The sequence below is a fragment of the Candidatus Paceibacterota bacterium genome (assembly GCA_016782605.1).
Lineage (GTDB): Bacteria > Patescibacteriota > Minisyncoccia > Minisyncoccales > RBG-13-42-11 > BS750m-G71.
Window position 1 is genome coordinate 39342 of the sequence record JADHYE010000003.1, and the last position, 25427, is coordinate 64768.

At 39.1% G+C, this 25427-nt stretch carries 26 protein-coding genes and 11 tRNA genes; 7 read left to right on the forward strand and 30 right to left on the reverse strand.

The window, feature by feature from the left end:
• Positions 1-2 precede the first annotated feature (2 nt).
• From infB to ISS83_01710, 5 genes are all read right to left on the reverse strand, one after another.
• Complete coding sequence (infB, locus tag ISS83_01690; protein ID MBL7142354.1) at positions 3-1538, reverse strand: translation initiation factor IF-2; 1536 nt, start codon at positions 1536-1538, stop codon at positions 3-5.
• A complete protein-coding gene (locus tag ISS83_01695; protein ID MBL7142355.1) occupies positions 1477-1893 on the reverse strand; it encodes a DUF4446 family protein in 417 nt (138 codons plus the stop codon). The genes infB and ISS83_01695 overlap by 62 nt, the downstream gene beginning before the upstream one ends.
• A 3-nt stretch (positions 1894-1896) precedes the next feature.
• Positions 1897-1983: transfer RNA gene (locus ISS83_01700), tRNA-Ser, on the reverse strand.
• 8 nt (positions 1984-1991) lie between these two features.
• A tRNA-Ala gene (locus ISS83_01705) sits at positions 1992-2065 on the reverse strand.
• Between the two features lie 7 nt (positions 2066-2072).
• Positions 2073-2144: transfer RNA gene (locus ISS83_01710), tRNA-Arg, on the reverse strand.
• An 80-nt stretch (positions 2145-2224) separates the two neighbouring features.
• On the opposite strand from ISS83_01710, the gene ISS83_01715 reads away from it, so the two are divergent.
• Positions 2225-3253, forward strand: a complete 1029-nt coding sequence (locus tag ISS83_01715; GenBank protein MBL7142356.1) for a trypsin-like peptidase domain-containing protein — start codon at positions 2225-2227, stop codon at positions 3251-3253.
• Positions 3254-3357: 104 nt separating this feature from the next.
• On the opposite strand, the gene ISS83_01720 is transcribed toward ISS83_01715, so the two are convergent.
• The 17 genes from ISS83_01720 to ISS83_01800 form a co-directional block, all read right to left on the reverse strand.
• The gene (locus tag ISS83_01720; protein ID MBL7142357.1) at positions 3358-3957 is read right to left on the reverse strand and encodes a hypothetical protein; all 600 of its coding nucleotides are present in this window, start codon (positions 3955-3957) and stop codon (positions 3358-3360) included.
• Between the two features lie 40 nt (positions 3958-3997).
• Positions 3998-4600 carry a hypothetical protein gene (locus ISS83_01725; GenBank protein MBL7142358.1) on the reverse strand — a complete coding sequence of 201 codons (603 nt, stop codon included), beginning with the start codon at positions 4598-4600 and terminating at the stop codon, positions 3998-4000.
• A 122-nt stretch (positions 4601-4722) separates the two neighbouring features.
• Positions 4723-5460 (reverse strand): hypothetical protein, encoded by a 738-nt coding sequence (locus ISS83_01730; GenBank protein ID MBL7142359.1) that lies wholly within the window; start codon positions 5458-5460, stop codon positions 4723-4725.
• A gap of 97 nt (positions 5461-5557) precedes the next feature.
• Positions 5558-5630: transfer RNA gene (locus tag ISS83_01735), tRNA-His, on the reverse strand.
• A 24-nt stretch (positions 5631-5654) separates the two neighbouring features.
• A tRNA-Arg gene (locus ISS83_01740) sits at positions 5655-5728 on the reverse strand.
• A 13-nt stretch (positions 5729-5741) separates the two neighbouring features.
• Entirely contained in the window at positions 5742-6404 is a 663-nt protein-coding gene (locus ISS83_01745; GenBank protein MBL7142360.1) for a hypothetical protein, read from the reverse strand.
• A 137-nt stretch (positions 6405-6541) separates the two neighbouring features.
• Positions 6542-6844 carry a hypothetical protein gene (locus tag ISS83_01750; GenBank protein ID MBL7142361.1) on the reverse strand — a complete coding sequence of 101 codons (303 nt, stop codon included), beginning with the start codon at positions 6842-6844 and terminating at the stop codon, positions 6542-6544.
• Between the two features lies 1 nt (position 6845).
• Positions 6846-7385, reverse strand: a complete 540-nt coding sequence (locus tag ISS83_01755) for a hypothetical protein (GenBank protein ID MBL7142362.1) — start codon at positions 7383-7385, stop codon at positions 6846-6848.
• The gene (locus ISS83_01760; protein MBL7142363.1) at positions 7372-7926 is read right to left on the reverse strand and encodes a hypothetical protein; all 555 of its coding nucleotides are present in this window, start codon (positions 7924-7926) and stop codon (positions 7372-7374) included. The genes ISS83_01755 and ISS83_01760 overlap by 14 nt, the downstream gene beginning before the upstream one ends.
• Positions 7919-9028, reverse strand: coding sequence for a type IV pilus assembly protein PilM (gene pilM, locus ISS83_01765; GenBank protein MBL7142364.1), 1110 nt, complete (start codon positions 9026-9028; stop codon positions 7919-7921). The genes ISS83_01760 and pilM overlap by 8 nt, the downstream gene beginning before the upstream one ends.
• Positions 9029-9043: 15 nt before the next feature.
• Positions 9044-10450, reverse strand: coding sequence for a hypothetical protein (locus tag ISS83_01770; GenBank protein MBL7142365.1), 1407 nt, complete (start codon positions 10448-10450; stop codon positions 9044-9046).
• A 1-nt stretch (position 10451) separates the two neighbouring features.
• The gene (locus ISS83_01775; GenBank protein MBL7142366.1) at positions 10452-11051 is read right to left on the reverse strand and encodes a type II secretion system protein; all 600 of its coding nucleotides are present in this window, start codon (positions 11049-11051) and stop codon (positions 10452-10454) included.
• Between the two features lie 6 nt (positions 11052-11057).
• The gene (locus ISS83_01780; GenBank protein ID MBL7142367.1) at positions 11058-11537 is read right to left on the reverse strand and encodes a hypothetical protein; all 480 of its coding nucleotides are present in this window, start codon (positions 11535-11537) and stop codon (positions 11058-11060) included.
• Positions 11537-12757, reverse strand: coding sequence for a type II secretion system F family protein (locus ISS83_01785; GenBank protein MBL7142368.1), 1221 nt, complete (start codon positions 12755-12757; stop codon positions 11537-11539). The genes ISS83_01780 and ISS83_01785 overlap by 1 nt, the downstream gene beginning before the upstream one ends.
• An 11-nt stretch (positions 12758-12768) precedes the next feature.
• On the reverse strand, positions 12769-14523 hold the full coding sequence (locus ISS83_01790; protein ID MBL7142369.1) for a type II/IV secretion system protein: 1755 nt from the start codon (positions 14521-14523) through the stop codon (positions 12769-12771).
• A gap of 13 nt (positions 14524-14536) precedes the next feature.
• A complete protein-coding gene (locus ISS83_01795; GenBank protein ID MBL7142370.1) occupies positions 14537-14905 on the reverse strand; it encodes a response regulator in 369 nt (122 codons plus the stop codon).
• Between the two features lie 5 nt (positions 14906-14910).
• The gene (locus tag ISS83_01800; protein ID MBL7142371.1) at positions 14911-15858 is read right to left on the reverse strand and encodes a HAMP domain-containing histidine kinase; all 948 of its coding nucleotides are present in this window, start codon (positions 15856-15858) and stop codon (positions 14911-14913) included.
• Positions 15859-15975: 117 nt separating this feature from the next.
• Between ISS83_01800 and ISS83_01805 the strand changes: the two genes are divergently transcribed.
• Both ISS83_01805 and ISS83_01810 read left to right on the forward strand, forming a co-directional pair.
• Positions 15976-16046 (forward strand) — tRNA-Pro (locus ISS83_01805).
• A gap of 71 nt (positions 16047-16117) precedes the next feature.
• Positions 16118-16192, forward strand: a tRNA-Gly gene (locus ISS83_01810).
• Between the two features lie 45 nt (positions 16193-16237).
• On the opposite strand, the gene rny is transcribed toward ISS83_01810, so the two are convergent.
• From rny to clpP, 3 genes are all read right to left on the reverse strand, one after another.
• Complete coding sequence (rny, locus tag ISS83_01815) at positions 16238-17767, reverse strand: ribonuclease Y (protein MBL7142372.1); 1530 nt, start codon at positions 17765-17767, stop codon at positions 16238-16240.
• Between the two features lie 142 nt (positions 17768-17909).
• Positions 17910-18314 carry a hypothetical protein gene (locus ISS83_01820; protein ID MBL7142373.1) on the reverse strand — a complete coding sequence of 135 codons (405 nt, stop codon included), beginning with the start codon at positions 18312-18314 and terminating at the stop codon, positions 17910-17912.
• Positions 18315-18326: 12 nt separating this feature from the next.
• The gene (gene clpP / locus ISS83_01825; GenBank protein MBL7142374.1) at positions 18327-18911 is read right to left on the reverse strand and encodes an ATP-dependent Clp endopeptidase proteolytic subunit ClpP; all 585 of its coding nucleotides are present in this window, start codon (positions 18909-18911) and stop codon (positions 18327-18329) included.
• 114 nt (positions 18912-19025) lie between these two features.
• Between clpP and ISS83_01830 the strand changes: the two genes are divergently transcribed.
• Positions 19026-19646, forward strand: coding sequence for a hypothetical protein (locus ISS83_01830; GenBank protein MBL7142375.1), 621 nt, complete (start codon positions 19026-19028; stop codon positions 19644-19646).
• A 26-nt stretch (positions 19647-19672) separates the two neighbouring features.
• On the opposite strand, the gene ISS83_01835 is transcribed toward ISS83_01830, so the two are convergent.
• The 5 genes from ISS83_01835 to ISS83_01855 all read right to left on the reverse strand — a co-directional run bounded on the left by ISS83_01835 (position 19673) and on the right by ISS83_01855 (position 24691).
• Positions 19673-21655: a sodium-translocating pyrophosphatase gene (locus tag ISS83_01835; GenBank protein MBL7142376.1), complete on the reverse strand. Its 1983-nt coding sequence runs from the start codon at positions 21653-21655 to the stop codon at positions 19673-19675.
• A gap of 20 nt (positions 21656-21675) precedes the next feature.
• The gene (nusA, locus tag ISS83_01840) at positions 21676-22923 is read right to left on the reverse strand and encodes a transcription termination/antitermination protein NusA (GenBank protein MBL7142377.1); all 1248 of its coding nucleotides are present in this window, start codon (positions 22921-22923) and stop codon (positions 21676-21678) included.
• Positions 22924-23067: 144 nt separating this feature from the next.
• A tRNA-Ala gene (locus ISS83_01845) sits at positions 23068-23139 on the reverse strand.
• Positions 23140-23144: 5 nt separating this feature from the next.
• Positions 23145-23215: transfer RNA gene (locus ISS83_01850), tRNA-Pro, on the reverse strand.
• Positions 23216-23221: 6 nt separating this feature from the next.
• A complete protein-coding gene (locus tag ISS83_01855) occupies positions 23222-24691 on the reverse strand; it encodes an HD domain-containing protein (protein MBL7142378.1) in 1470 nt (489 codons plus the stop codon).
• Between the two features lie 219 nt (positions 24692-24910).
• On the opposite strand from ISS83_01855, the gene ISS83_01860 reads away from it, so the two are divergent.
• From ISS83_01860 to rpsO, 3 genes are all read left to right on the forward strand, one after another.
• Positions 24911-24982 (forward strand) — tRNA-Arg (locus ISS83_01860).
• Positions 24983-25061: 79 nt separating this feature from the next.
• Positions 25062-25134, forward strand: a tRNA-Lys gene (locus ISS83_01865).
• Positions 25135-25160: 26 nt separating this feature from the next.
• Positions 25161-25427 carry a 30S ribosomal protein S15 gene (gene rpsO, locus ISS83_01870; protein MBL7142379.1) on the forward strand — a complete coding sequence of 89 codons (267 nt, stop codon included), beginning with the start codon at positions 25161-25163 and terminating at the stop codon, positions 25425-25427.

The window sequence follows — 25427 nt, forward strand, 5'->3', positions numbered from 1 at the left end:
AATTATAGCTGGCCTTTTATTCTTTCTTCAGTATAAAACAGCAAAATATCTCCTTCTTCAATCTTCACTTCTCCTTCAAATAGAATGCCGCACTCTTCTCCCTTCTGAATCAAAGCTGCGTCTTTTTTGTTTCTTTGAAGGTTAATCATCTTGCCTTGGCCGATCTTTTCCTCGTTCCTGAAAACTTCAATTGAAGCCCCTTTTCTTGTTTCGCCCTCTGTCACCCTACAACCGATAATTTGGCGGTTTTTATCTGTCAGGAATTTGGCTAAAACTTTGGCCTTGCCTAAATCAGTTCTTACGTCCTGGGATTGGACGATCTTTTCCATTAATTTGCGCACGCCTTCAGCCAGTTCGTAAATAACTTCAAAAAACAGTATTTTGGTCTTTTCTCTTCCCGATATTTTGGCAGCTGTTTGGTCTGCCTTTACTCTAAATCCAAGAATAGTTGCTCTGGCGCTGGAAGCTAACTTTATGTCTGATTCATTAATGTTGCCCACTTCCGATTTTAATATCCTTAAGATAACTTTTTCCTGAGGAAGCGATTTTAAGATTCCCTCAACAGCTTCAAGAGAGCCTAAAACATCAGCCTTGATAATCAAATTCAAAATTCTCTGTTGGCTAGTTATCTCCAAAACTGCCGGAGTTCTTTTTTCTGGCGAAGAGGATAAATCCTCTTCTTCACCCTTCGCTGCGGCTCGGCTTTTTAAAGTTTCAATATGCTTTTCAACGCTTTCTAAATCAGGAAAAACCTTAAATTCTTCTCCGACTTTAGGAACCTGGTTAAATCCGAAAATGATTACCGGATCAGACGGAAAAGCCTCTTTAATCTGCTTTTTCTGGAAATTCTCTATGCTTTTTACTTTAACGGAAGCTGAACTGGTAGCGATTATTTCTCCCGCTTTCAAACAGCCGTCAGTTAAAAGCAAAGTGGCTGTCGGTCCCCTGGAATTGTCCAAATACGATTCAATAATTACTCCTTCTGCCGGCTTTTTAAAATCAGCTTTCAGTTCTTCCATTTCTGAAATTAATAAAATCAGCTCCAAAAGCTCTGGAATGCCTTTTTTTGTTTTAGCTGAAACTTCAATCGAGGGGATTTTACCGCCCATTGACTCAACCAAAAAGCCTTCTTTTGACAATGTTCCTTTTACTTTTTCTGGATTGGCTTCCGGCTTGTCTATTTTATTTAAAGCGACTATAAAAGGAATCTTTGTTTCTTTTATATTCAAAAGCACCTCTTTGGTTTGAGGCTTTAATCCTTCGGCCGCATCAATAACTAAAATAGCAATATCAGCTACTTTAGCTCCCCGAGAGCGCATTTGAGAAAAGGCTTCGTGTCCGGGAGTGTCAAGAAAAGTGATTTTTCCCTTTTTTTCTTCAATCTGATAAGCGCCGATATGCTGGGTGATACCGCCTGATTCTTTTGCCGTGATTCTAAAGTCCTTAATTGCTTCAAGCAGGGAACTCTTTCCATGATCAATGTGACCCAGCACCACCACTATTGGGGGCCTGGTTGTTATTTGGTTTTTGTTCTCCATATTTTTTTGCCATTTCAATTGCTTTTGTTTCTTCTTTGGAGAGCGCGTATTGGGAAACGCTCTGTTTTATAGGCTTGCCGTAAACCCTGTTTCCTTCCCTGGTGTAAAAGCTGGTAATGACTAAGCCATCGTCGTTTCCATCAAGCAAAGCAACGGAAAAACTCTGATCTCCGCCAATCTCAGAAAAGGGATTGAATCTGACCATGCCGATTTTCTGAACGGCAAACTGGTGATTTTCTTTCAAATCCTTGAATTCCTGTAAAAGTTCATCAAAACCTACTTGCAGGTCTTTAAACTGCTTTAACACTTCTTTTAAATCTTTTGGTTCTTTCTTTTCTTTTTTAAAATTGAACATATACGGCGAGGGGAGGATTCGAACCTCCGATACTTTTGCAAGCATAGCGGTTTTCGAAACCGCCCCAATAAGCCTCTCTGGCACCTCGCCAGATTCTGTGGACCCGAGGGGGCTCGAACCCCTGAACCTCACGCATGCCATGCGCGCGCTCTACCAACTGAGCTACGGGCCCTTCTTTGTGCCCCCAATAGGAATCGAACCTATATCCCCACGTTAGGAGTGTGGTGCTCTATCCATTGAGCTACAGGGGCTCAAGGGACAATTTTCAATTATTAAGATTAGCACAATTTTTCATTGTTGACAATTTCTTTATATGATAGAATATCAGAATATGATAGAAAAATCACCGATTATTGAAATCGCAAAAAGGATCTGCCCGGCAGTCATCACCATTATCATATCCCGCGACCTTCCTAAAATAGAGGGATTTTATTTTTTCCCATACGGAGAGCAGGAATTTCTCGTGCCTAAAATGCAAAAGGGCAAAAAGGAAAAAACGAAAATCGGAGGAGGATCCGGTTTTATCGTCTCTCAAGACGGCTATGTTATTACCAGCAACCATGTTGTCGGCGAAAAAGATGCTGATTACACCGTAATTTATGAACCAAAAAAGACTTACCCGGCTAAAGTAATTTCCAGGGATCCGATTAACGACATTGCTGTTTTAAAAATCCAGGGCAAGAACTTCCCTTGCCTTGAATTAGCTGATTCAGACAAAGTTGAGCTGGGAGAAACAGTTATTGCTGTAGGCAACGCTCTTGGCGAGTTCCACGACACTGTCAGCACCGGAGTGGTTTCCGGCCTATCCCGCTACATTGCTGCTTTTTCCGGCTTATCAAAACAAGCGGAAATGCTGAGAGGTTTAATCCAAACAGATGCAGCCATTAATCCTGGCAATTCTGGAGGACCATTGGTTAATATTGAAGGAAAAGTAATCGGTGTTAATACAGCCACTGTCATGGGCGCCCAGAATATCGGCTTTGCCATTCCAATTAATTACGCGAAAAGAGATTTGGAAGAAGTTAAAAAATACGGAAGAATAAAAAGGCCATTTTTGGGAGTAAAATACATTATTCTCAACAAGGAAATATCAGAGAAAAATAAACTGCCTGTTGATTACGGAGCCCTGATAACCAGGGAAACCTTGGGAGAATCAGCTATAGTGCCAGGGGGCGCAGCTGACAAAGCGGGCTTAAGAGAATTTGACATAATTCTAGAGTGCCAGAAAGAGAAAATTACCGAAGAAAACCCGCTTTCATGTATTCTACAAAAATACCAAATTAGCCAAGAGATTTCTTTAAAAGTCTTGAGAAACAAAAAAGAAATAACTGTAAAAGCTAAATTAAGAGAGAAAAAATAAAATCTTTTTTAAAATAAAAATTCCCGCTACAGATGCGGGAGTTTTTTATTAATAAATGATATTATAAAAAACGAAATTTATTTGAGTAAATTAATATAAAAAAACTACCACTCGAATAAGAATTCATGGTATGTATCGCCTTGATGAACACATTTTATCTCTCGGCAGGCGACTTTACTCCTTACTATCATTTGTATTAACATTGAAAATATTCCCTCCATAACTCGACATTGAATTGGATGAAAATAGTAGTTTTCTATTCTTAAAATCCCTTTTTTTTGTTTTTTGTCGAGTTCTACTACTTTTGCATCTCCCGTTGTAAAGAATTTTCTCCACATTTTCGGAATTTCCTTTGCTGCTTTATCAAGAGAAATTAAATAGTTCATAAGAATTTTAAGAATTATTGAAACTTTAACTCTAAACTCTCCCATGCTTCGAAATTTATTATCATCATATTTAAAAATTCTTTCAATAACTACAAAGGTAATAGCAAGTAAACTTGAGGGATAATAATCTGTTGCCCTTATTTGTTGATATATTATTGGAAAACCAATCATTTTCATTGTTTCCTCTAGTTTTTTTAAACCTTCCATTCCTTCTTCTTTTAAAACAAACTCTCCAGTATTTTTAATACTATTTCCCGTTGTTTCACCTTTAATTTGCGCTAACTTCACTAACTCTTCTTTTGAAATTATCTGTTCCATAATAGCTAGAATCTGTTTGACAAATAAATTACTGATAAAGCTACCATTTTAATAAATATTCATGATAATTATCTCCTCGAAAAGAACATTTTGTTTCTTCGCAGGTTGGCTCGGCTTTCAGTACCATTTTAAGAACGCTGGGGAAGTAACCTCTAAGAGTTTGGTGGCATTGAATCGGGTGACAAGAAAAATTCTCAAGCCTTAAAATCATGTGTTTCTTCTCTTTATCGAGCTCTATTACTTTAAGCTCTCCTACCGTATAATACTTCTTCCACATGTCTGGAACCTTTTTGGCCATCATATCGATTGAAAAGAAATATTTCAAAAATATTTTAATGATAATGGAGATTTTTGGCTGAAAACTTCCCAGTTCATAGAATTTTTTTTCATCATAATTTAAAAATTCCTTCATGGCAGCTATGGAAAGAGCCTGAAATCCTAAAGGATAAAAATCCATCGTTGTCAATTCTCGATACTTTATCGGATAACCAACTTCTGCCAAAGCCTTCTCTACTTTCTTTAATCCTTCTTCGCCATCTTTTTTTATAATAAAATCTGCGTAATTTTTAAGCAGAACTCCCCTTACTTCTCCCTTAAAACTCATGAATTTATCGGCTATTTCTTTTGAAAATATTTGTTCCATATTATATTTAGTATACCAGAAACCGCCTTCTTGAGAAAGCGGTTTCTGGTTTTAGGCAGGTCGTCTAGGGGACGATGCCTGCCCTGAGTCGCATCGAAGGGTTAGAACCTGTTTTGGATAACCTATTTTGTTAAGTATTTTTCTAAGAAATCTTTCCGAGTCATTGTGGCATGTTTTATATCTCTTTTCTCATCCTGAAAATGTTTTTCTTTTAATTCTTTTTTAACATCTTCAATCTCAAAACCAGCTCCCTCAAATAATTCAGGATTCTTGGCAACTATCCAAGAAGTTGCGGTAATTTCCTCAATATTCGGGTCATTATTAACTATTGTAGCAAGTTTTTTCATCGCAACTTCGTATAATTTTAATCTTTCCGATGTAGAAATTGCTCTTGCTGGAAGATGATGAAGATGTATCATCGACCCTGTTTTTCCATAAGAAACCACCCTATTTATTTCAATAAAACCGTCTTGTTCGTTAAATTCCTTTACTAATTTTTCTTCGGCTTTCTCAAGATTATTTGCGTATAATCTGACAACTGGTTTTAGCAAACTTTCTGCCTCCGAAAGAAATTCCTCTTGGCTATAATCTTCTTTTTTATATCGGTTTAATTGATTTATTATCTCGTGCAATCTTTCTTCGGGAAAAACTTCTTTGTCCACACTTTCAAAAATTTTTTTGACAGCTTCAATTATTTCTTCAACTCTTTGGTTGTTATTTTCGTTTTTCTCGTAATTATTTTTTAAGAAACTACCCATATCCTTTTCAATTTTCTCTTGTCTTCTTTCTTTTTCATTAGTCAAATTTTCATTTTTTGGTCCTGCACCGTAAATATTGGGTTCACCTTCTGGCGTTTTCATAATTTTAAATTAGATTACTTCTAAATTACTTATCTTATTCTACCAAAAAACCGCCTGATTGGCGATTAGTTGGTCTCCCCTGGAAAAGGAGTCGAAAGGTGAGCGAGGAGATTCGAACTCCCCCTAAGAGTTCCACAGACTCTTGTGCTAAACCACTACACTACGCCCACCATGGTACAGTATTCTTAAATTAGTGTCCCCGGCAGGACTCGAACCTACAACCTAGGGGTTAGAAACCACTTGCTCTATCCGATTGAGCTACGGGGACTTGTTATTTTTATTTAATAATTTAACGTTTCTATAAATCCCAATTTCCAACCTTTTATTCTTCTAAATAAATCTTTTCTATGGATAGTTATCGCACAAGTACCATTATATAATTTATTCTTTCTCACTTTCAGAGAGGTTGGTTTAATTTGAGTCTTGTGGAATTGAGAAAGTGAAATCTCTGTAACTCTAGACCAATACCTTTGTATGTTTTTCCTGCAGTGAAGTTTATGAACATGAAGACATATTTTAAATTTATTTTCTGGCACTTTACAAAATTCTCTAAACCACCACATCATGAATTTAACCATAATGGGATCAGAATTAGTAAATTTTACCACCTCTCTTTCGTCCGATTTGTCACCCTCAGCCCAATATAGCATCAAACCAGCTAAAAATAAAGGTTTTTTAAAAAATAATTTAAATTCTTTCTCAGCTTCCTTAATAATTCTTTTGGTCCTTTCTATTCTTTTTTTCTGTCTGACTTTGGCTCCCTTATAAGCATTTATTCTTCGTAGAGTCACATAAAGCCTCTTTTTTTGTTCGGGCCTGAGCTTAACATCCCTAAGCCATAAACTCAAAGCGCCTTTTGAGGCTTTTACTTTTTTGCGTATTTCACTATAGCTTTTCCCTAATTTTCTTAAATGAATTGCTTTAATTTTTTCGTTTATTTTCATAAATTAAACAAGTTAATATGTATTATTTAATATAACATCCTTGTTCAATTTTGTAAAATAAAAATCTCCTTGACTAGAAGATTCACTAAACTACGAGGGCAAGTTTTTAACGTATATATTCTACCTGAAATCAGCTTTTAGCCAACCTGAAAAGGATCAGAATATGTTTTAGAACCAGCTGAATTAAAGCTTTCTTCCCTTTTCTGCCATTCCTCTAAAACCTTCTGCTGCCTTTCAGTATCAAATTTCAACGGCTTTCCCGCGCTTAATTCATCGCCAGTGCTAAGAAAATAGCCGGATTGATAGTAATAAAAGATAAAGCCTCCCACAAAAGCAATAATTAGAAACAGCATTATAAAAAACAGGAAGCTGCGTTTGGCCAAGCTTTTGGGCAATTTTTTCAATGCTTCCTTTGATTTTGTTGGTTTAAACTTAAACATTTTATTTGACAAATACTTTTATGCCAAAACTGGCCTTGATATTGGTTAATCCTCCTTCTTCTTGAGCGCCTACTCTGCTGATATTCATATTCTGCACGTCAATAAGATAAGGGCTGTTTTCCAATTTTTCCAAGAGTTTTAAGAAGTTAAAGAAAGAGCCGCTGGAAACCAGCTGGAAAATGGAATAAGGCCATACGTCTTTTTCTGTATTTTTTTCGAAACTAGGCAGAATTTCTGTATTAAGCTGGCATTCCTGGGAAACGTCTTCCAGAAAATTGATAAACTCTAAAGGAACTTCCGAATCAATGAATAATTTGCCAACCTCTTCCATGAATTGATGGGACGGTTCCATTGAAGGCTCGTTTTCCTTAAGGCTTATGCTTTCCACTTCCAAAAGCGCCATTTTTTGCTTTTGCACAACCACTTCTTTGGAATTGTTTCCGATTGCCTGAAAAAGAGGAACAGTGGCAAAAACAATTATTGAAATGATCAAAAGTGAAAAAAATATTAAAGTGATATTAATTCTCTTAGCTATTGTCATTTATTTTGAAAGTTACCGTGAAATTAATATCAATTGGCTTTAACCAAGTGGCTGGCGGAAAAGAAACCTCATTGAAACTCTCTTCTTTCTCAAGGTTTTCTTTAAAAACAAGCAACATTTCCCTGGCCGGAGAAAATCCCTTGAGTTCGCATTGCATTATTTTATCTTTATCATTCCCCAAAGTAATGGCTAAATTTGTCAGGTAAATGCCTTCTGGAATTGTCTGTAAAATTTCCTCAATGGTTTCGGTCGGAGTAAGCTGATTATGATAGAAATTATCCAGCTGAAGAACAGCTTTATTAAATCCGATTATCTCTGTTTTTAAATCCAGCATTTGGGAGGATTCGAATTCTTTTGCCTTTTGTTCGTATAAAATCTTTTCCAGACCAACGTCTCCGGCAATAGAAATGTTTATCGCATAAAGAATAAGAATAAAGCAAACGAGAACTGCCAAAACACTGATAGCCAAAGTCATCAGAATCTTCCAGTTTTCTTCCTGATTTATTTCTTGTTTTTTGGGGGGCGGTAAAAGATTAATCATTTTCTTTGATTCCCCTTAATGCTAATCCCAGAACAGTGGTATAGCTCAACGATTCTTCTTTTTCATAAATCAAAGCCTTCTCTTTGGGCTGGCTGGCCGAAGGCAGAATGTTCGTCCAGGGATTGCCTATTTTCACCGCAATTTTAAGCTGTGAAGAAAGAAAATCAGTCAGCCCTTTCAGCTTGGCTCCGCCTCCGCAAACCAGAATAATTTCTTCTTTTATCGCGTCAGGCGGCAAGTGTTCGTGCTGGGGCCGAGTACGATAATAATCAAGATATTTTTTAATTTGTTCTATTAAATCGGTCAAAGGCGGAATTAAAGCGTTAAAGACTTCTTCTCCTGTTTTATCTGCTTTACCTTCCAAACCGTATTGCTTTTTCAAGTTTTCAGCCTTAACCAAATCAATTTGCATGGAACGGGCTATAGCTTCAGTAAGCTCTTGTGAAGAAACGGGCAGAAAAAACGTAAACTTTACAGAATTGCCGGAAAATATGATAAGGTTTGTCTTACTCAAGCCAAAATCAAGCATAAAAACAGGATGAGTAGAAACCTCTTTTTCTATTAAAGCGCGGGTAATAGCCAGAGATTCTAGCTCTAAAGCAACTGGCCTAATATTGGCTTTTTTAAGGCAGCTGACGTAGGAATCGATTATCTTCCGTGGAAAGCCAACAATTAAGACATCAAGATGGTCCAAGTGATCGTATAAAGGAGCAATAGCCTGGTAATCAAAATAAACTTCTTCCATGGGCAAGGGTATGTGATTCTCAGCTTCAAGAACTATCGCTGACCTCAAATCTTCTCCTGAAAGCTTGGGCATTTGGATTATCCTCAAAAAAGATTTCTCTTCCGGCAGAGAAATTATAGCATCTTTTGTCTGCAGTTTTTCACCTTGGACGTCTCTTACTGACTTTTTAATTGCTTCTGCCAATTTATCTTCGTCTCTAATTTCTCCCTTTCTGACTATGCCAGCTTCCAAGGGCATCTCTTTAAAGGAAGATACGCTAAAAAACTGGCCCTGCTTCCTAAGCTTGGCGATTTTCAAGGAGAAATCAGAAATATCCAGTCCAAAGGCTTTTTGTTTTAAATTAAGAAAATCAAACATTATATTGATATTTTATTACATTTCCTCCCAGCCGACAATTCTGAAGTCAGAACCAGTATAGGGAACAAAGAGCGGAGGGCTGTAAATTACGTTTAAGTCAACTTTGTGTTCGTAAACTTTGAAGCCTGATATTATTGATCCTCCGGAAGCCCAATTAATCCTGATTCTATTGCTGCTGACTATTGAACCTGTTATCTTCAGCTTATTCTTAAGATTTGAAGGATAATGGTTTATGCCGAATCTTCCCTTTTGGGCAACGAAAATGCCGAACATCTCCATTTGGCTAGGGGCATTAGGAGCGATCAGAATGTTTTTTTCGGTGATTAACGCTAACCCGCAAGAGCCGCTCTCATTATCATAATAAATATCGCCTGGCAAAATAATACTCGTATCTTTACTCGGACTAATCAGGTCTGCTGAAGCAATTGTTACTTTTCCGTTTATCTCCCCGCTTACCCAAAGATTATCCTCAACAAAAATAAGGCCGCAATCAGGGTCTGTGAAAATCGTACCGCCGTAACGATACTCCCCGCTGATGATGAAAGAGTCGTAATGCCAACCTTCTTCTGCACTGTAAGAATAAGTTGAAGTTAAATCGGTAATAATCCATATTTCAAACCCGCCGGTTGTCAAAAACTTAAGATGGTATCCCAAGCCAATAGGATCAACCTCTGTTACCGGCGGCCAGTAATGCTGCAAGGGATGGCTGATGGTAATGTCTTTTATCGCTCTTAAATCTATGGTAATTGCATCGAAATTAAAATACTCGATAGGAAAAGAAAACAAATCAGGATTAGATTCCTTGGTGGTGGTAAAAATCCCCGGGCAGCGGCAAGATGAGCCCTCCCGAGAACAATCAGTAGGACAGCTTAAATAATCGCACCCGTAAGAAGCAGTGCAAAGCCAGGAACTGGTAGCTGAAAGAACCGAAGATTTGTTTTCTCCATCCATTCTTATGCCGGCATTGGAACGATATACTCCTTTCACCTGCGTGCCTGATTCCACCCAAACATTGGTGTTGGTCAAATAGGAAAATCCGGTTATGGAAGATCTGGAATAAAACATGCTTATCTTTCTCTGGGTGTCAGGGAACTTGTTAGTCCGGCCAGTGGAAAATATTCTCCTGGAAACCATTTCTCCGCAAGCATAATTGGTGAAATCTTCAAGAAAAAATTCTCCCAATGGATTACCCTCAATATCAAAATGCTCCTTTTCAAGCTGGCAGTTATCTTCAACCGCGTTATTCAAACACCACCTGTAATAATGAAGGCCGGCTTCAGCAGTATGTAAAGCCTGATTCCAGGCCAATCTCTGATTAGCTTGTTTTAACTGCAGCAAAACAACTCCGACAATGCTGGCAAGCAATATGGTGAATATGGCTCCGAAAACCAAAGCGTATGTAGTGATTATTCCTTTTGGCATATTACTCTTCTTTTAAATTTCTTATCTGGGCTGAAGACAATAATTCAAAATTCTGAGAGGGATTGTCCGGATCAGCATTGATGGCTAAATAAACCTGGATCAGCCTTGTATTAAGGATGCGGCTGCTAAGTTCTGCTATCTCCTGATTATTGCTGTCAAAATATCTGAAAACAGGCAGGTCGTTACAAACAAAAGAGCTTAAATTTTCAATCTGTTCCTGATCCAAGGGATAGCTGATTACTCCTTCGTTATTGAAGGGTTCTGTCACCCCTTTTTTAAAACTGTTGATCGTTTCTCCGGCCTGCCAAAAATATCTGACCTTTTCAATACTGCTGTCTTTATCGATATCTGAATAGATTATTAATTCTCCGTCATCAACCTTCCCAAGAAGATAAGAACCGTCTTCTCCAGATCTGGCCTTTCTGATTTCCTGAACCATTGTTTCAATAGCTTTCCTTGCTTCGTTGGTAGTTGAAGACTTTTGCCAAGTTTGTCCGTATGTCCTATAGGTCATAACAATCAAGCCGACAACAAGGCCCATAGCCAAAGCAAAAACAGCGATAGTGGCCATGGTTTCAATGAGAGTAAATCCTTTTTTCATAAAAATTTATGGCTGAGCCTGACAGGAAGCAAGTTCTTCGTCTTTGCTTTGCGGAGATATATCAGTGACCATTTTTATCTCTCCGGGAAACCGACCCTGCCAAGAGACTCTAATATCAACCCGTTTGTAATCCAAATTGCAGCTGTCTGCGCCCCCGGTTCCGTCAGCTTCGTCTGAAATATATTCAATCTTCCTTTCGATAAAATAATCAACGTTATTCAAAATAACGGTACTCGTCGAAGATAAAATACCGACAGCTGTCGGCAAAGCGCCATTAATAATACCAACCGAGGGATAAACAAGATTCCTTATCTTTTCTATTTCTTCGTTAGCAACTGAGGCAGCAGTAATTTTGTTCTTTGATAGGACGATTATTTTCGAGGCCAACTGAAAAACGCCGAAAATGCTAATAAAAATAATCAGCAGCAAACTGACGCCAATCAAAACATCAACGAATGTAAAAGCTTTTGAATTCTGATTTTTCATTAAATTGCGCCTAACATCGAATACATCGGCTGAATCATTGAGATGGCAAAGAAACCGATAGCAGCTCCGATCATAATCATTAAAACAGGTTCAATAACGGAAACTAAATTCTTGGTAGCGTAATCTATTTCTTCTTCGAAAAAGTCGGCCAATTTGGTCAAAATGGGCGCTGTCTGGCCGGTTTCTTCGCCGACTTTAATCATCTGGATAACAACCAGAGGAAATATATTTTCATAAGGACTCAAGGCATCTGAAAGCTTTTCTCCTTTTTTGACTTTCTCCATGGCTACCAAAAGAGCGTCCTTGTAATAAATATTAGACAGTACGTCTGAAGTAACCTTTAAAGATCTTATAATCGGCACGCCAGCAGAAATCAAAGAACCCAAAGTCCTAATAGCCTGAGCAGAGTTAGTTTTTATCACCAAAGTAGAAATAACCGGAATTTTCAAAAATAAAGCATCCATCGCTCTTTTACCTTTTTTAATTTTCGGAGTGAAAGACAAAATGAAAACAAGGAAAATAATGCCCAAAAGAACGAAAAGCCAATTAGTGGCCAAAAACGTTCCCAAGCCAACTACTATTTGGGTGGTAAGGGGCAATTCAATTTCCAATTCCTCAAAAGTATCAGCCAGACTCGGCACAACCATGATCAGCATCAAAATACCTATGCCGATCATCGCCGAAATTATTACTGCCGGATACATCATGGCGCTTTTTATCTTTGACTTCAGCTCGTTTTCCTTTTCCAATTGCAGGGCCAGAATCTTCAACACTTCGTCAAGGTTGCCGGCTTCTTCTCCAACCTTCACCATGTTCTGAAAAAGTCCTGAAAAAATCTGGGGGTATTTTGTCAAAGCTTCAGAAAAATTGTTTCCCTTAATAATCTCATTGCTGATGTCTAGAATAGCTTCTTTGAATTTTTTGTTTTTTGTCTGCAAAGCTAAAGTTTCAAGAGCTTTGGGCAAAGCAAGGTCAGAACTTATCATTACCTGGAGGTTTCTGGTGAAAATTAATTTTTCGGTCAAGGGAACTTTCCCGCCGAAAGAAAACAAACTGACAGATTTGCTTTTTTTTGCTGATTCTTCTTTCTCTCCGACCCTAATTAAAATAAAACCCTGGTCTTTCAAAATTTGGGACAGCTCTTTTTTGTCTTTAGCCTGGGCTATCCCTGATTTTTCTTCTCCCTTTAAGGATTTGGCGAAATAATTATAAATAGGCATATGTTTTTAATTTAGTCTACCGCTACTCTTAAAACTTCCTCGATTGAAGTGATGCCCTGTGCTGCCTTTAGGAAGCCGTCTTCAACCATTGTTCTCATGCCTTCCTGCAAAGCCTGTTTTTGTATTTGTTCGGCATCAGCCTCTTTTACTATTAATTCCTTTATGGTTTCGGTAACCGGCAACACTTCGTAAATCCCAAGCCTGCCCTGGTATCCTTCAGGAGAATCTTTGGTGGTTTTCGGCCGGTAAAAAGTAACATCTTTCAAATCTTGGTCTTCCTTTATTATTTTTTCTTCTTTTAATGCTTTTAAGATTCTGTCCAAATCGCAGTATTTTTTAAGATTTTTTATTTCAGAGTCTTTTAAATTGTATTTTTCTTTCTCCTCGCAAAGCCGCCTGACTAATCTTTGAGCCAAAACAACATTCAGAGTCGAAGAGATTAAAAACGGTTCAACTTTCATATCGATAAGCCGAGGCATAGCGCCGACAGCTGAAGAAGTGTGCAATGTGGACAAAACCAGATGGCCGGTTAGGGCAGCGTTGATGGCCAAGCTTGCGGTTTCATTGTCTCTGATTTCACCTACCATAATTACGTCAGGATCCTGCCTGACCAAAGAACGGAGTCCGGAAGCAAAAGTCAGTCCGATTTTGGCATTCACCTGAGTCTGGTTGATTCTCGGCATCCTATATTCAATAGGATCTTCAATGGTTGAAATATTTATAGCCGGACTGTTTAAAATCTCCATCATTGAATATAAGGTAGTGGTTTTACCAGAGCCAGTGGGGCCGGTTACTAAAATCATGCCGATCGGCTTTCTTAAATTGTCCTGAATGAATTCCAACGACTCTCCTCTCAAGCCCAACTGTTCTAAAGTAAATGCTTTAGCTGTTTCCGACAAAAGCCTCATTACCACTTTCTCTCCGTCAAAAACCGGCAGAATAGAAACACGGATTGAAAACTTGTAATCTTCAGCTTCAACCCTGAAACGGCCGTCTTGGGGCAGTCTATGTTCATCAAGTTTTAAATTGGATAAAACCTTTATTCTGGCAACGATTCCTGAACTGGCCTGTTTTGGCAAAACCATGGCATCCCTTAAAATGCCGTCAATCCTGTATCTGACTATTACTTCTTTTCTCGTCGGTTCAATATGAATATCTGAAGCTCTGCCTAAAATAGCGTGTTTCAAAAGAGTATCGATAATTTTAATTACCGGCAAATCCTCAGCTGCTTTTTTTAAATCCTCGACCTCTCCTTTTTCTGTCAAAGCACTGTCTTTGACTGTTTTGATTCCGCCGGCCTCTTTTTTTATTATATCTCCGAACTCAGCTTCCAAGCTCTTCTGATATTGCAGAAGAACGTTTTTAATGCCTTGTGGAGTGGTTAATCTCGGTAAAATCCTAAAATCAGCGGTTTTTTTAATAAAATCAATCGTTCCCAGGTCTTCTGGATCAAGCATAGCCACCTCCAAATCTTTTCCTTTTTTCCTGAAAGCAACGATATTGTTGGAGCGGGCGATGGGTTCAGGAATAATCTTCAAGATTTCATCATCAATCTTTTCCCTTTCCAAATCGACAAAAGGAATGCCCAAGATATACGCTTCCATCTTAATCATATCTTCTTGTGAAATGATTCCTTCACAAACTAAAGCGTCCTGAACTTTTTGGCCTTTCTTTTCAGCTTCTTTTTGGACCTCATTAAACTGCTTTTCAGTGGTTAATTTGGCATCCAAAAGAAAAGCTTTTAATTGTTGCGGCTCTACTCTCATTGATAAATTGTTGTTATTCGTTGATAGTCTTTTTTATTTTCTCCAGTACTTCTTCCAGGCTATAATTCGTTTTCACCAAATAAGTGGCTGCTCCCAGTTCCAAAGCCTTTTGTATGTCTTCCATTCCTTCAAGATTGGTTAAAACGATTATCGGTACGTCTTTGATTGCCTCTTCTTCTTTTATCTTCTTTAGAACTTCAAATCCGTTCATCTTCGGCAAAATCAGATCAAGAAGAATCAAGTCCGGCTTTTTTTCTTTTGCTATTCTCAGTCCTATTTCTCCATCTAGAGCGGAGACTACATGGTAACCTTCTTTGGTTAAAACTTCCCCTAAAGTCTTTTGGAGAGTGGATTCGTCTTCAATAAAAAGAATTGTTTTCATAATATTTATTTTATTGGCAAAGTAAACCAAAATGTCGACCCTTTGTTTTCTCTAGAACTAAATCCTATTTTACCACCCGATTTTTCAACAATTGACTTGGCAATATATAAGCCAAGGCCTGATCCTTCGGTTTGACGCTTTTTTGCGTTTTCAGAACGGAAAAACCTCTGAAAAATATATTTTTGGTCTTTTTCGGGAATGCCCACTCCGTTATCTTTTACCTCAAAATAGAGCTTGCTGTTTTTCTTCTTTAAACCTATTTTCACGTTTCCTTTCGCTTTTGCATAACGTATGGCATTTTCCAAAAGGTTGGTGACTACCAGCTTAACTTGTGATGGGTCGAAAACAATCTCAGGCAAACTATCTACCGGATTGAATTCTACTTCAACGTTGGAAGCTTTGGCTAAAATTTCAGTTTCTTTTATTATTTTTTCAACTAAATCTTTAAAAGAGGTTTTTTCTTTTTGCAAGGGCAGCCTGCCTTGCTCTATTCTTGAAACGGTAAGTAGGTCGGAAACCAGCTCGTCCATTCTTTTGCTGTTTTCTTTTAGGATTCTGAAATATTCTGTCTGTTTTTCTGCAACAGGACAGACCTTGCCCGACATTAGAATCTCAATAACCCATTTCAAATTAGAAAGGGGGGAACGAAGCTGATGGGAAACAATACTGACAAACTCCGATTTCATCCTGTTGGTTTCTGCTAAAACTTCAAAGTTGCGGGTAATGGTTGTTGCGATAATAAGCAGAACAATACTAATGGCAATAACTATTAAAGCAACCAAAAGCGGGTCCTCTATATAGCGGTTGCCGATAGCATAAGTAAGCAACGAAGATACGATAATGATTATACCCATTATCAGGAAAAGAAACTGGGGGCATTGCCAAACAGATAAGCTATATTTCCTGCATTGCTTAATAATATTCAGTTGTTCAAGAATTTTTTTACCAATCATTATTATATTAGTATACCACACTAGAAAATTGACCAAAAGACTAAGTTCTACTAGAATGGGAATGAACGGGACATAGTGTAACGGTAGCACGAATCCTTCTTGCCCCGTTAGAAATAACGGAGAGTAGTGTAATGGTAGCACGAGTCCTTTGGGAGGATTTAGTTCGGGTTCGAATCCCGCCTCTCCGAAAGAATTTCTAACGGGGTGAAGGAGGATTTAGTTCCAGTTCAAATCTGGATGCCCCGACTTATCGAACTTTGCGGGTGTCGTATAGTGGATATTACCCGGCCCTTCCAAGGCCGTGACGAGGGTTCGATTCCCTTCACCCGCTCCATTGCAAAAACGGCCCGAAAGCCGTTTTTGTTTAGATGTTAATTGTCTATTTTGCGTGTTCTACCACTCTGGTTTCCCTGATAACGGTCACTTTGATTTCGCCAGGATACCTCAATTCTTCCTGTATCTGCTGGGCAATGTCTTTGGCTAAGGTTTTTGCTTTCAAATCATCCACCTCTTCCGGCTTGACGAACACTCTGATTTCCCGGCCAGCCTGCAAAGCCCAGGCCTTTTCCACTCCCTGAAAATTCAAAGCGATTTTTTCCAATTCTCCCAGTCTTTTCAAATAATTCTCCAAAGTGTCTTTTCTGGCTCCTGGCCTGGCGCCTGATATCTGGTCAGCTGTCTGGACTATTATTGATTCAAGAGTTTCGTAAGGATAATCTTCGTGATGGGATTTCATAGCTGAAACCACTTCTTTTTCAACTCCGAATTTCTCCAAAATCTTAATGCCGATATCAACGTGAGAGCCTTCAATTTGGTGGTCAACTGCCTTACCAATGTCATGTAAAAGCCCTGCTTTCTTGCAGACTCGAGAATCAGCGCCGATTTCAGAAGCTAAAGTGCCAGCCAAATGACTGACCTCAATAGAGTGTAAAAGGGCATTCTGGCCGAAACTTGTTCTGAATTTCAATCTTCCCAGCAATTGAACTATTTTCTGGTCAAGTCCGATCACTCCCGTGTCGTAAATCGCTGTTTCTCCAGCTTCTTTAATCTGTTTGCCAATATCTGCTTCGGCAGACTGAACCTGCTCTTCAATTTTGGCTGGCTGTATCCTGCCGTCTTTGATCAGTCTTTCTAAGGCAATTTTGGCAATCTGCCTGCGTACAGGATCAAACCCGGAAATAACCACTGATTCTGGCGCTTCGTCAACAATAATCTCAACCCCTGTCAGCTTTTCTAAAGTTCTAATATTCCTGCCTTCTTTACCGATAATCCTTCCTTTGATTTCTTCTGAAGGCAAGCTTATGGAAGTGGTGGTAATTTCCTGCGCCTGGCTTAGGGCGCACTTTTGAATGGCGATGGTCAAAAATTCTTTTGCTTTTTCTTCGTACTTTTCCCATCCTTCTTTTTCCAGTTTTCTTATCTTTTCCAAAGCTTCCTGTTGGTATTCTTTTTCCAGGTTCTGGAGCAATTCTTTTTTCGCTTCTTCCATGGAAACTTTGGAAATTCTTTCTAAATTTTCTATAGCTTCCTGCCTAAGTTTTTCCAAACTTTCCTTAATAGTTCTTAATTTCTCAACTTTTTCTTGGAATTCTTTTTTGTCCCTTTCAAGGATGGAGATCTTCTGGTCTAAAATATTCTCCCTCTTTAATAAAAGACGCTCGGTTTTTAAAACCTCGTAGCGCCTATCATCTGTTTCTTTTTTGGCAGATTCTAAAAGTTGTTTTGCTTTCTCTTCCGTTTCAGCAAGAACTGTTTCGCTTTCTTGCTTGGCTTTGAGAACTTTCTTTTGAAGTTTCGCTTCTAAAGTGCCTGCTTGTTTCTTGGCGATTGATTGGCGGGCATAGTAACCCAAAACCGATCCCAGGGTCAAAACAAATATGCCCACTAAAAGTAGGGTAAATTGATTCATGATTCAAGTTGAAATATTGGTAATTCACCAAAGTTCAAAGTTAAGCTAATAATACGTTTTGATGTTAGCAGGTTTCCTTTATCTTGTCAAAACTAAAAGCCAGGCCCCTGGCCCGGCAGAAAATCTTCGAATAAAACAGTTTTTAGTGGCAAGGATAACTAAACCAGCCTTGCTCTAAACCAGTCCATTCGCTTACGCCAATTACTAGGAAAAAAGAATTGATTAATAACCAGGCGCCGTAAACTATGACTAGGCCGAAAATCACGGAAGTTAAAACGCTTTTTGCTTTGGTTAACCCACCAGTATCTCCGGCAGAAAAGAAAAACATCACTCCACCGATAACCAGCATTAAAGCAGCAAGGGGTGGCACAAGAGTTATCATGACGAAATCAACAATTTTATCGAACATCAGGAAAATATCGCAAAGCTTGCACGCCTCTTGACCCGGCCCTCCGCAAGGAACAAGTCCTTCTGATTGAGCCCGTGCTGCGACAAAAGACAGGAATAGACCGAAAAAAACCAATAATATTGTTAATCTTTTTTTCATTGTTTTAAACAATTAATTTTTAGGCTTGATAACTTTGTCAATCAAGCCGTATTCTTTTGCCTCTTCGGCTGATAAATAAAAATCTCTGTCAGTGTCTTTTTCAATCTTCCCTAAAGGCTGGCCCGTATGCTTAGCCAGAATATTGTTTAGTTTCTCTTTAATCTTAATAATTTGCTTGGCAGTAATTTCTATTTCCACTGCTCCGCCGCTTACGCCGCCTGCTACCTGATGCAGCAAAACCTGGGAATTAGGAAGGGCAAAGCGCTTGCCCTTTTCTCCAGCTGCCAACAAGGTTGCTCCCATGGAAGCAGCCAAACCAATGCAAACCGTAGAAATATCAGGTTTTACGTATTGCATGGTATCGTAAACAGCCATGCCAGCAGTTACCGATCCCCCCGGCGTATTAATGTAAAGCTTAATGTCTTTTTCAGGGTCTTTTGAAGCCAAAAAAAGCATCTGGGCAATAGTTGAATTGGCCAGATGGTCGGTAACAGGGCCTACCAAAAATATGATTCTGTCTTTTAAAAGCCTGGAATATATGTCGTAAGCCCTTTCCCCGTATTGGGTTTTTTCTATTACTGTTGGTATTAAATTCATATACTTAATTATATTATTTTAAAATTTTTAGTCAAACTTAAAAAATAGCTTGCTTTTTGTTTTTAGCCATGTAAGATTTAAAATTAGCATTCCCAAGAAAGGAGGTGATAATATTTGGGAAATTTAAAAAAGTTCACAGCTCTCTCTGTCGAGAAAAAGCTTCTGATTATTTTTGTTATTGTTTGTCTTGCTTTGCCTTTTAGCTTTTCCCGTTCTCCCATAGAAATACTTTCTCATTCTCTCCCTTTATTTGTATATTTCCAGGGAACAGTAAGCTACTGGCTTATTAGCGGCAAACCTCTCTGGCAGGCCAGCCTTGCTTGTTATGGTATAAGCACGGTTCAGCTATTTTGTATTTATTTCGGAACTTTTGGCATAATGATCTTTCTGAAAAAAACACTAAACTGGCTGAAAAAACAATTAGAAAAAGGACTAGTTCTCCCTTTTTCAAAAAATCAGATGCTAATTTTGAAAAAAAGAACTGGATACCAAGCTTTAAATTCGTTTGCCAACGATAAAAAGCAAAAGTTTACTGTATGGCTAGGAGAACAAAACACTTGGATCATATTATTGTTCCTACTCCTTCCTTTGCCCGTAACTGACATCATCGCTGCTGCCGCTCTGGGAGTAAAAGGATTGAAATACGGCCACTGGTATTTGGCAGCAGTAAACCTACCTCACATATTCCTGATTGTTTATCTGCTAAGCCTGGGAATAAACCTCTTCTTTTTTTAGGCGCCTCTTTCTCTGATTGAGGCGCTTTATACTAGGAAAACAACAATTAATAGAGCAACGATGTTGAGAACTTTAATCATCGGGTTTATGGCCGGACCAGCAGTATCCTTGTAAGGGTCGCCAACCGTATCTCCGGTTACCGCTGACTGGTGGGCAAAGCTTCCTTTTCCTCCGAAGTTTCCTTCTTCAATATACTTTTTTGCATTATCCCAGGCAGCTCCTCCCGAAGTCATTGAAATGGCTAAAAATATTCCGACAATAATTGAACCAATCAATAATCCGCCTAAAGCTTCAGGCCCCAAAATGAAACCAACTAGAATCGGAAAAACAACGGGCAAAAGAGCAGGCACTATCATTTCTTTCAAAGCAGCTTTGGTTACGATATCAACGCATCTTGAGTAATCAGGTCTGGCTTTCCCTTCCATCAATCCTTTTATCTCTTTGAATTGCCTTCTTACTTCTTCAACCACTTTGCCAGCTGCCCTGCCGACAGCTGTCATCGATAAAGAAGCAAAATAATAGGCGACCACTCCGCCGAGAAAAAGACCGGCTAAAACTTTTGGGTCATCCAATAAAAACTGGACCTTTCTTCCCATATCCAATAATTCCTGAGTATAAACCGAAAAAAGTACCAAAGCAGCTAAGCCGGCAGAAGCAATGGCATAGGCTTTGGTTACTGCTTTTGTCGTGTTGCCGACAGCATCCAAAGCATCGGTAGTTTTTCTGTTTTTTTCAGGGAGATCTGCCATTTCTGAAATGCCTGCTGCATTGTCAGTTATCGGACCGTAAGCGTCCAGAGCAATAATCAATCCTGTCAAAGAAAGCATGGCCACAGCAGCAATAGCCAAACCGTACGTTCCGCCGAGAGCAAAGCTGATAAGAATGCCCGCAGCAATAATAATAACTGGCAGAACGGTTGATTTCATTCCTATTGCCAAACCAATGATAATATTAGGGCCATGGCCTGATTGGGAAGCTGAAGCTATTGATTTAACGGGAGAATATTTTTTTGAAGTGAAAAATTCAGTGATTACGAACATGAAAGCAGCAATCAAAAGACCAATTAAAGCTGGCAAGTAAAGATTAGCTACCGGTATTTTCAAACTTTTGCTGAACTGGAAAATGGCTGGCAAAAAACCAATGGCTGATAAAAAGCCTGCCGCCATCAATCCTTTGTAAAAAGCTGGCATAATGCTCTGGTCTTTGCCCAACCTGACAAAAAAAGTTGCAATAATAGAAGCTAGAGTTGCGATTGACCCCAAAAGCAAAGGAAGTATGATCGCTTCTGGCAAACTCGGGAAAAACAATCCTCCCAAAACCATGGCTGCCACAATTGTTATTACATACGTTTCAAAAAGGTCAGCTGCCATTCCTGCACAGTCTCCAACATTGTCGCCAACCAGATCAGCGATAACTGCCGGATTCCTCGGATCGTCTTCTGGAATTCCTTTTTCCACCTTGCCAACCAGATCAGCGCCCACATCCGCTGCTTTTGTGTAAATTCCACCCCCCAGCCTGGCAAAAACGGAAATCAAGCTTGCGCCAAATCCTAAAGCGATTAAAGATTTCAAATCCTGGGTCAAAAGATAAAAACCGGAAACAGAAAGCAAACCCAAGCCAGCAACCAAGAATCCTGTTACTGAACCTCCTTTGAAAGCTAAACTTAAAGCTGATTTTAATCCGCCTTTGGCTGCTTCAGCCACTTTAACGTTGGCTTTGGTCGAAACAACCATACCGAGATATCCCGCTAGACCAGAAGCTAAGGCGCCGATCAAAAAGCCGATTGCTATTTTAAAACCTAAAGCTATCAAAAGAATGAAAAATATAATAACAGCCACAACCGCGCAGGTCTTGTGCTGCCTTTTTAAAAAAGCCATGGCTCCCTCTTTGATCGCCTGGGAAATTTCAATCATCTTGCCAGAGCCAGAAGAAGCCTTATTTATTTCTTTAATCAGAAAGTAAGCGAAAACTAAAGAGAAAACGGAAACGATTATTGGAATGAATATCATAAATGTAAGATTATTGATTATTATTTTTTAACCTTTTTGGTCTCTTTCTTTTTTGGTTTCTTTGTTTCTTTTTTCTCTTTTGGTTCCTCTTCTTTCTTTTCTTCTTTTTTTTCTTCTCCGGCATAGCCCTCTGCTTTAACGTCTATTTTCCAACCAGTTAGCTTAGCTGCTAATCTTACGTTTTGTCCGTCTTTGCCGATAGCCAAGGACAACTGGTCTTCAGGAACAATAACTATGGCTTTGCTTTTCGGCATTATCTTCACTTCCAGGACTTTGGCCGGAGAAAGGGAATTGGCAATGTATTTTTCCGAGTCTGGCGAGTACTCGATAATATCGATCTTTTCTCCTCCCAATTCATTAATTACCGCCATAACCCTTGTTCCTTTCTGACCAACCATGGAACCTATCGGGTCTATTCCTTCGGTTTCGGAACTGACAGCTATCTTTGAACGAAAACCCGCTTCTCTGGCAATTGACTTTATCTGGACCTGGCCTGAAGAAACTTCCGGAGCTTCAAGTTCAAAAAGCTTTGAAATTAATTTAGGATAAGCTCTTGATAAAAGTATGACAGGACCCCTGGGCGTTTCTTCAACTTTTAAAAGAAAAACTTTAAGGCGCTGTCCGGGCCTGTAGAATTCCCCTGGCACCTGCTCTTCCCTGGGCAAGATTCCCAAGGTTTTGCCGATATCCATAAAAACATTCCTTCCTTCGATTCTCTGGACAATGCCTGAAACTATTTCTCCTTCTTTTGATTTGTATTCCGTAAAAATGCTTTCTTTTTCAGCTTCCCTTATCTTTTGCAAGATAACCTGTTTTGCGGTTTGGGCGGCGATCCTGCCGTAATCCTTTTTTTCTTCCAAATCAGTTTCCAGCTCTTCGCCAACTTTTATTTTAGAATTTATCTTTTTGGCTTCTTCGAACATAATGTGCTTTTCCAAATTAAAGCGGATCTTTTTATCTTCTGCTTCGGATATTAATCCTTCTTCTTTGCGCCTCGTCGGCGCATCCGCTGAAGAGGCGGACATTTTCTCCAATTCTTCTTCCGAATAAATCATTTTCTTGTCTACGACTATCTTTACTTGTTTAAACTGAACGTCGCCTGATTCCGGATCAAGTTTGGCTTTGATTATCTGGCCCTTTTTCCCGTAGTCTTTTTTATAGGCTGCGGCAATGGCTACCTCAATGGTTTCCAAAACCTTTTCAGGCGAGATGCTTTTTTCTTCGGCGATCTGGGCGATGGCCGACATGAAATTTTTAATGTCAAACATGGAGTTTTTATGAAATAAAAACGAACATGAAAAAGAGGATTTATCCTCTTTGACTATATGCTTTTAAAAAGTGCCCGCAACTTTTGCGGACTAATTAAATGATAGCAAAACAAAACAAACCGTCAATAGGGAAAATATCAAATGTGGACCCGGGCGGATTTGAACCGCCGACTTCCGCGATGCGAACGCGGCGTTCTACCACTGAACTACAGGCCCAGCTTTCGGGGTGCTGGGAATTGAACCCAGACCGCAGAGTCCCGAACCCTGTATACTGCCGTTATACTACACCCCGTCTAATTTAAGTAACCCAGTATTTTTTCTTTGTCATTTCGTCTCTCTTGGTCTCTATTTTTTCTCTTTCTGCTTTTGCTTTTGAAGAAAAAGAGATAATTTCCTTTTCCGATAATTCACCTAACTTTTTAATCTCTTTTTCCAGAAATTCTTTTTTGTTCTTTTCAGGATCAGCTAAAACGTAACTTAATAAAATATCCAGTATCTGGCCTACTTTCGGCCCTGATTTGATATCCAAAACCTTCATCACGTCTTTTCCGTTGGCCTTCAGCATTTTAGCTGAAATCGGATCCTGGGAAACCTTGTCAATTATATATTTCAAATGCCTTAATTTGTAAGGTTCAGCCTTGGGAACGCCAGAGCCTATCCTGTCTGCCATTCTCACCTGTAAGAGCTCTTCCATGTTTTCCGGACCTGCTTCGCGGACCAATCGCCTGACCGAACCTTCGCCGACCTCTTCAGGATTATAGTAGAAAAGATGGTATCTGACCAGCCTGACTATCTTTTCAATGTCTTTTTTGGGAAATTTCAAACGGTTCAATATTTGATAAGTCATTTTCGCTCCGATTATCTCGTGGCTGTAAAAAGTAGAATCCTGGCCTTTTCCTCTCTTGGATCTCGGCTTGCCGACATCATGAAACAAAGCAGCCATTCTTACGTGCTTGTTGAAATTCTTTTTGGCTGCATAATCCAAAGATTTCAGATAGTGGTCATAGCATTCATATATATGATGCTTGTTCTGGGAAACTTTGTATCCTTCTTCCAGTTCCGGAATAATATACTTTAACAATCCCAATCCCCTTAAAAGATCTATGCCCTCAGCTGCCCTTTCTGACATGACAATTTTTATTAATTCGTCTCTGATTCTTTCTTTGGAAATTTCCTGAAGGAGCAAGGCATTCTTTTTTATGGCTTGAGCTGTTTTTTGCTCAATCTGCCATTTGGCAAAACCGTTTAAAGTGGTGAAAAATCTGACTCCTCTCATCATACGCAAGGCATCTTCTGAAAAGCGCTTTTGCGGATCGCCGACTGCCCTGATTAATCTTGCTTTTAAGTCTTTTTGCCCGTTAAAAGGATCTTCTATATCATATTCCTTGCCTTTTAAGGCTAAAGCAATGGCATTGACTGTAAAATCCCTTCTTGCCAAATCTTCTTTTATGGTTTTAGCGAATTTAACTTCGTCAGGATGCCGTTTGTCGCTGTATTTCGCTTCAGAACGGTAAGTTGTAATTTCAACTTCTTTCAGTTCTTTGGCTTTACTATTGGTCTTAACAGTCACTGTCAGGAATTTGTTCTCGTAAAAGCTCTTTGAAAACAGTTTTTGTATTTCTTTTGGTTTGGCGTTGGTAGCAATGTCCCAGTCTTCCGGCTTAGCTTTTCTTAAAATATCCCTGAGGCAACCGCCAACAATATAAGCCTGAAAACCAGCTTTTTTCAGTTTTTCAATAATAGTTTTTACCTCTTTTGGAATCAGCATACCCCGCATATCAACCTCCAGAACCAAACGCTTATTCGCAAGATTGATTCTGAATTAATTAATTATTATATCCCCTTCATACCGCCGCCAGTTGCATTTATTGTGTTGCGTTTGGTTTGTTTTGCGAATAACTGGAGGTTGTATTACGGGGCATATTCTCATCTTATCTTAAAAACTTGTTTTTTTCAATTAATCTGCTATCATTAGAAAATGATGCGCGCCCCCGTGGCGTAATGGATAGCGTGTAAGTCTTCGGAACTTAAGGTGAGGGTTCGAATCCTTCCGGGGGCACAGACAAGCCCCTGTATCTCAATTGGTAGAGCAGATCCCTCTTAAGGATAAGGTTCCGCGCCTGTCCCGCACCAATTATGCCCTGCTAGCTCAATTGGTAGAGCAGATCCCTCTTAAGGATAAGGTTGCAGGTTCGAGCCCTGCGCGGGGCACAGCAATAATTTTTAAACAAAAACATATGCTTTCACAACAAGAAAAAGAAAAAATAATCAAAAATTACAAGTTGCACGACGTAGATACCGGTTCTCCGGAAGTGCAGGTTGCTTTATTAACCGAAGAAATAAAACAGCTGCTTTTGCATTTAAAAATGCACGCCAAAGACGTCCACTCAAAAAGAGGACTATTGAAAATGGTTTCAAAAAGGAGAAGCCTGCTCGGTTATTTAAAGAAGGAAAGTGCAAAAAGATATAACAGTATAATCAAAAAAATAGGATTGAAAAAATAA

Excerpts from the sequence above, each read along its gene's own strand:
- infB (MBL7142354.1), bottom strand. The coding sequence starts at position 1,538 with ATGGAGAACAAAAACCAAATAACAACCAGGCCCCCAATAGTGGTGGTG.
- ISS83_01695 (MBL7142355.1), bottom strand. The coding sequence starts at position 1,893 with ATGTTCAATTTTAAAAAAGAAAAGAAAGAACCAAAAGATTTAAAAGAA.
- ISS83_01715 (MBL7142356.1), top strand. The coding sequence starts at position 2,225 with ATGATAGAAAAATCACCGATTATTGAAATCGCAAAAAGGATCTGCCCG.
- ISS83_01720 (MBL7142357.1), bottom strand. The coding sequence starts at position 3,957 with ATGGAACAGATAATTTCAAAAGAAGAGTTAGTGAAGTTAGCGCAAATT.
- ISS83_01725 (MBL7142358.1), bottom strand. The coding sequence starts at position 4,600 with ATGGAACAAATATTTTCAAAAGAAATAGCCGATAAATTCATGAGTTTT.
- ISS83_01730 (MBL7142359.1), bottom strand. The coding sequence starts at position 5,460 with ATGAAAACGCCAGAAGGTGAACCCAATATTTACGGTGCAGGACCAAAA.
- ISS83_01745 (MBL7142360.1), bottom strand. The coding sequence starts at position 6,404 with ATGAAAATAAACGAAAAAATTAAAGCAATTCATTTAAGAAAATTAGGG.
- ISS83_01750 (MBL7142361.1), bottom strand. The coding sequence starts at position 6,844 with ATGTTTAAGTTTAAACCAACAAAATCAAAGGAAGCATTGAAAAAATTG.
- ISS83_01755 (MBL7142362.1), bottom strand. The coding sequence starts at position 7,385 with ATGACAATAGCTAAGAGAATTAATATCACTTTAATATTTTTTTCACTT.
- ISS83_01760 (MBL7142363.1), bottom strand. The coding sequence starts at position 7,926 with ATGATTAATCTTTTACCGCCCCCCAAAAAACAAGAAATAAATCAGGAA.
- pilM (MBL7142364.1), bottom strand. The coding sequence starts at position 9,028 with ATGTTTGATTTTCTTAATTTAAAACAAAAAGCCTTTGGACTGGATATT.
- ISS83_01770 (MBL7142365.1), bottom strand. The coding sequence starts at position 10,450 with ATGCCAAAAGGAATAATCACTACATACGCTTTGGTTTTCGGAGCCATA.
- ISS83_01775 (MBL7142366.1), bottom strand. The coding sequence starts at position 11,051 with ATGAAAAAAGGATTTACTCTCATTGAAACCATGGCCACTATCGCTGTT.
- ISS83_01780 (MBL7142367.1), bottom strand. The coding sequence starts at position 11,537 with ATGAAAAATCAGAATTCAAAAGCTTTTACATTCGTTGATGTTTTGATT.
- ISS83_01785 (MBL7142368.1), bottom strand. The coding sequence starts at position 12,757 with ATGCCTATTTATAATTATTTCGCCAAATCCTTAAAGGGAGAAGAAAAA.
- ISS83_01790 (MBL7142369.1), bottom strand. The coding sequence starts at position 14,523 with ATGAGAGTAGAGCCGCAACAATTAAAAGCTTTTCTTTTGGATGCCAAA.
- ISS83_01795 (MBL7142370.1), bottom strand. The coding sequence starts at position 14,905 with ATGAAAACAATTCTTTTTATTGAAGACGAATCCACTCTCCAAAAGACT.
- ISS83_01800 (MBL7142371.1), bottom strand. The coding sequence starts at position 15,858 with ATGATTGGTAAAAAAATTCTTGAACAACTGAATATTATTAAGCAATGC.
- rny (MBL7142372.1), bottom strand. The coding sequence starts at position 17,767 with ATGAATCAATTTACCCTACTTTTAGTGGGCATATTTGTTTTGACCCTG.
- ISS83_01820 (MBL7142373.1), bottom strand. The coding sequence starts at position 18,314 with ATGAAAAAAAGATTAACAATATTATTGGTTTTTTTCGGTCTATTCCTG.
- clpP (MBL7142374.1), bottom strand. The coding sequence starts at position 18,911 with ATGAATTTAATACCAACAGTAATAGAAAAAACCCAATACGGGGAAAGG.
- ISS83_01835 (MBL7142376.1), bottom strand. The coding sequence starts at position 21,655 with ATGATATTCATTCCAATAATCGTTTCCGTTTTCTCTTTAGTTTTCGCT.
- nusA (MBL7142377.1), bottom strand. The coding sequence starts at position 22,923 with ATGTTTGACATTAAAAATTTCATGTCGGCCATCGCCCAGATCGCCGAA.
- ISS83_01855 (MBL7142378.1), bottom strand. The coding sequence starts at position 24,691 with ATGCTGATTCCAAAAGAGGTAAAAACTATTATTGAAAAACTGAAAAAA.
- rpsO (MBL7142379.1), top strand. The coding sequence starts at position 25,161 with ATGCTTTCACAACAAGAAAAAGAAAAAATAATCAAAAATTACAAGTTG.